This window comes from Haloferax sp. s1 (assembly GCF_058382125.1).
Window position 1 is genome coordinate 1 of sequence record NZ_JBZRPK010000446.1, and the last position, 4,752, is coordinate 4,752.

The window sequence follows — 4,752 nt, forward strand, 5'->3', positions numbered from 1 at the left end:
GTGAGGAGTGCCTTGTTGATATCTCGAATTAGTGCATTAATTCGGTTTAACGCCGTAAGTTCCTCCTCGCGCTTTTTCCGTTCGATTGCATATTGTAGCGACCGAAGCAGTTGGGTGCTGTTGAGGTCGTCTTTCGGGAGGTAGTCTTGTGCACCAGACATAATCGCCTCACTTGCCACTTCACGGTCGTCGAGTCCCGTCAGCACGATTACGGGGAGCTCTGGCGAATGCGAGAGAACCCGGTCGAGCGTATCAAGGCCCCTGCTTTCGGGCAGACCGAGGTCCAGAAGTACGAAATCATACGCATTCTCCTCAAGATGTTCGAGACCCTCAGTCAGATTTTCGACGTGTGTCAGCTCCAACTCTTCTGCGTCCCCCGGAAGTGAGTTCTTCTCGAGATAATGTGTAATGAGACGTGCATCTCCCGGGTTATCTTCAATTAGCAGCGCCTGCAGCGAGTTTTCTGGGATCATACTGATCTGGTAGCGTTATCTACCGGATGCCTCTTCCAAGAGTAGGTCCGTTAGCCTTAATACCATGTCGCTAATCTTAATCAAGTTGATCGGTGTGGGATACTTATCTATCTCGGTTCAATCCTTCCAAAACCGTCCACGACTAGCTGGTTCTGAAGCGTGAGTTTTGTTTTGGAGCAGTGTACTGACGCGCCGGATAAGTGGCTCACAGGACGTTCCCAGGAGAGTTACTGTCAACCCTCGATTCCATGTAGTCTTGATTATATGCTGCAATAGATAGCAAGACAAAGCTGTTCCGTAACGTCGAATCCTCGGTGGGCGAACGCCAGTCGAGGTGGTTCTACACTAGCAGGTCTTTCGGGTTACTCATACGGGACGGGGACTAAGGTCAGTCATCTTCTGTACCCTGCTGTCGGTCCACTCCGGTGGGGTTCTTTCTACCAACGTTAACGGATTCCTCTGCTCCGACTAATTTCTGCGCCCGCCCGATCCAGCCCCCAGCCAGTTTCTCGCTGGTTTTGGCGACTTCCGCGATGTGTGCACTTTCGGAGATAGCGAGTTCGGAAACCGAATCGATTCCCGCGGAGCGAAGCCGCTCGGCATACGTCGGCCCAATACCCTCGACGTCTTCGAGTTCGTACGACGCAGCAACATCGACGTGTTCGACTGCCTCCTCGACCTCGGTCCGAATTGCCTCACCGATATCTTCGAAGACTGTTGTTTTGATACCCTCGTCCGTCTTGACCTTGACAGCAATTCCAGTCGGTCCGCTATCCAGACCGACTTCGATATCGAGAACGTCCTCGAGGAATGTCTCAATAGCCGTCGCATCGCGTCGAACCACGGCGCGCGCGATTTCGCTGTTTTCGTCTCCGATGCCGATCTCTATTTCGTCTACATCCCCCACCGTGACGTCGGTTTCAACGTCGATGCCGAGCGCTTTCTCGACACCTTGGCCGATGATATCTGCAAGCATCGGGTGTTCGGACTGTTCGAGGAACCATTCTGCGACTTCGGGCCAGACGTCCCGGTGAACCCCGTTAGACATCGCGAGGCCGACGTGCCCACTCGGGTACTCGATGGTTGTCACGTCATCGGAGGCGACAACGTCGTTGAACGGTTTGCTCGCCTCCGGTGGAACGAGATGGTCGCGTTCACCGAGAATCTGTAGGAGTGGCATGTCGATGTTCGTACTGTCGACGTGCTCGCCGCCGATGGTCAGTTCGTTCTCGTACAGGAGATTGTTCTGATAGATGTCCTCGATAAATTCGGCGTAGACCTTTCCGGCCATGTCGACACCATCGGTGAGCCACCGCTCCATCCTGGCGAAGTTCTTAACGAAATCCTCGTTTTCGAGGTGGTCGTAGAGATGCACATACTTTGTGACGTTGTTGGACACAGGGTCCATCAAGTCAAACCCGGCAGCGAGGAATTCGCTAGGTACGTTCCCGTACGTGTCGGTCACCACCCGCGGGTCGTAGTACTTCTCGTCTCCCCATAATTCGAGGACGCCGCCGGTGTCTTCGAAGCACAATCCGGTGGCCATCACGGCAAGCGCGTTCACTTTCTCCGGATGCAGTGCGGCGTAGATGGTCGACATGGTACCGCCCATGCAGTATCCGAAGACGTTGATAGCGTCCCGGCCGGAACGCTCACGCACTTCATCGACGCAGTTGTCGATGTAGCGATTGACGTAATCTTGGAGTCCGAGATACCGGTCGAGTCGTGATGGCTCGTGCCAATCGATGAGGTACACGTCGTGGCCAGCTTCTAGCAACCGGCGGACGATAGACCGGTCCGACTGGAGGTCGAGGATATAGGGTCGGTTGATGAGGGCGTAGACGATGAGAACCGGCACCGGATGTTGGTGTTCAGTGAGCGGCTCGTAGCGGAGCAATTCGAGCTTATTCTCCGTGTAGACGACTTCACTCGGTGTCTGTCCGACCTTGGTGGACGCGGTGCCCTTGAGACCATTTGGGATGACGGCCGCCTTTCGGATTCCATCAGTGGCCGTCTCGAGCACCGCCTGCTGGACTGAGAGAAAAACTTCGAGGGGTGTTTTGACCCTCGAACGCCCATCATCTGTCATGAACTATATTATCTCGAGCGAGGATTTAATCCTGTATACTACGACCACCGTCTCTTCCGGTTTCTTGCTTGCCGTTAGCTTTCGACTCCGACAACTCGGACTTCCTCCTCACTCTCCTTGAGGACCTTTCGTCCGACTCCCGAGAAGTGTCCTTTATGATCGCCGTGTTCCCCGATGAAGATGACATCTGCGTCTACCTCATCAGCGTAGTCGAGAATGACTTCATGGGGAATTCCGTGTTTGGAGTCCCCTTCGACGCGCACGTTGCTTCCTTCTGCCATTTCCGCCACCTCTTTAACGCATAGCGCGGCGTTGTCTTCTGCGTAGATGGTCGCCAGTTCCGCCGAACTGAGAGCAGGGCTGTCGAAGCGTCGCTGGTCCACGACGCAGATGACGTGGAGCGTTTCTCCCTGCTCTTCCGCGAATTCGATGGCCCGCTTGGCCGCCTGCCGCGCGTACTCGCTCCCATCGGTGGCCAATAGGATGGTACCCATGGTAAAGATTCAACGCCGAGCAAATTAACTGTTCATCGTGGCTCCCAGCGAATCAGAATCGAACCTGTATTCCTCCTGTTTTGATACAGTCGAGGACCATACTGGGTAAGAACACCGTCCGAATGGTATGTCCGTTCGTAACCGTTCCCGGCTTCATAGCCAACCCGTATACATACAGGGATTGATGACTATTGGAAACGTATGGAACAATCCGAACGGACTGCGCTCCTTGGCGGCACGTTCACACCAATCCATAACGGCCATCGCGCACTCTTGCATAAGGCGTTTCAGACGGCCAGCCACGACGGGGGTGGAGACGGACACGTTATCGTTGGGCTCACCTCGACTCCCCTCGCCACACAAACACGGAGTGACCCAACGCACGCCAACATGCTCGGCTCTTTCGAGGAACGGCGTGAAAACCTCGATGCCGAACTCGACCGCATGGACGATGCCTATACTGCTTCCTACGAAATCATTCAGTTGGAGGACACTCGCGGCCCTGCTGCAACACGTGAGGAGATAGATGCGCTTGTCGTTTCGCCGGAGGCGAAAGCCCAGCGCCGGGCGTACGAACTCAATCAGCAACGCGTGGATGCTGGCCTTGGACCGCTCGAAATCCACACCCCGCCATTCGTCGTCGCCGAAGATGGGTCCCGAATTAGCAGCACCCGGATTCGGAATGGCGAGATGGATATCCACGGACGCATACTGGAGTAAGCCCCCCGACAGATACACCGGTAGACCGAACCTCGGACAGATATACCAATCACAGGTTCGACACCGTTCCGAATTGCGGTCTCCTTACAAGTCACCACAAATGGAATAACCGTTCGACCACTCTAGAATATCATGTTGATCTCCATCCCCGTGTCCGAGGTCATGACCACCAGTGTGAAGACGACCACACCGGATATAACGGCCCGTGAAGTCGCTGTCCGACTGTTCAAGAACGAAATCGGCTCGCTCGTCGTGTGTCGTGGTAGTTCGCCCATCGGTATCGTCACCGAGTTCGACCTCACCAAACTTCTCGCCACTGGTGGCGACCTCGACGCTACGTCCGTTTCCGATTTCATGTCCGATCCGCTCGTCACCATCGAATATGACGCGGATATCACGGAAGCTGCGAAGCTACTCCGAGCGGAGCGGATTGAGCACCTTCCCGTCACTGACGGCGACGAACTCGTCGGGATGCTTGCTGCTGTGGACCTCTCGTATTACTTACCACGAATCTCCCGCCCGGACCCGTCCTCAGAGTCGAGACAGGAGGTGAAGTACTCGGTTCACCCTGAGACGGCGTTCGAAGAGCCTGGGTGGGAATTCGAGTGCCGGTGTATCACCCGTGGTCACATTGTCGTCGGCGACGTCGCGGAGTTTACCAAGACGATAAGCGAGGAAGACGTCGAGCGATTTGCGGCTAGCAGTGGCGACACGAACCGCCTCCACCTCAACGACGAGTACGCCGAACAAACCCGGTTCGGGAGACGCATCGTTCACGGGACACTCGTGGCAGGGCTTATCAGTGCCGCGCTCGCCCGACTCCCGGGTCTGACGGTCTACCTCTCTCAGGACCTCTCCTTCCACGCTCCCGTCGAAATCGGCAGTCGCGTCACAGCGGTCTGTGAGGTCATCGAAAACCTCGGTAAAGACCGGTTTAGGCTCACCACCGATGTCTACACCGACGATGGAACACACG

General features: G+C 55.6%; 5 protein-coding genes. 2 read left to right on the forward strand and 3 right to left on the reverse strand.

The annotated features are described in order from the left end of the window. The 3 genes from QT222_RS06375 to QT222_RS06385 all read right to left on the reverse strand — a co-directional run. Positions 1-473, reverse strand: a 473-nt coding sequence (locus QT222_RS06375) for a response regulator (RefSeq protein ID WP_491476677.1), incomplete at its 3' end; no start/stop codon positions are given. Positions 474-861: 388 nt separating this feature from the next. Then, on the reverse strand, positions 862-2,562 hold the full coding sequence (gene phaC / locus QT222_RS06380) for a class III poly(R)-hydroxyalkanoic acid synthase subunit PhaC (RefSeq protein ID WP_491476678.1): 1,701 nt from the start codon (positions 2,560-2,562) through the stop codon (positions 862-864). Positions 2,563-2,636: 74 nt separating this feature from the next. Beyond that, complete coding sequence (locus QT222_RS06385; RefSeq protein WP_004060695.1) at positions 2,637-3,056, reverse strand: universal stress protein; 420 nt, start codon at positions 3,054-3,056, stop codon at positions 2,637-2,639. A gap of 201 nt (positions 3,057-3,257) precedes the next feature. Here QT222_RS06385 and QT222_RS06390 point away from each other — a divergent pair, with 201 nt between their 5' ends. Together QT222_RS06390 and QT222_RS06395 are read left to right on the forward strand one after the other, a co-directional pair. Continuing rightward, positions 3,258-3,776 (forward strand): phosphopantetheine adenylyltransferase, encoded by a 519-nt coding sequence (locus tag QT222_RS06390; RefSeq protein ID WP_004060694.1) that lies wholly within the window; start codon positions 3,258-3,260, stop codon positions 3,774-3,776. 132 nt (positions 3,777-3,908) lie between these two features. Continuing rightward, positions 3,909-4,752 (forward strand): CBS domain-containing protein (locus QT222_RS06395; RefSeq protein WP_491476679.1); only part of this gene is annotated, 844 nt, incomplete at its 3' end.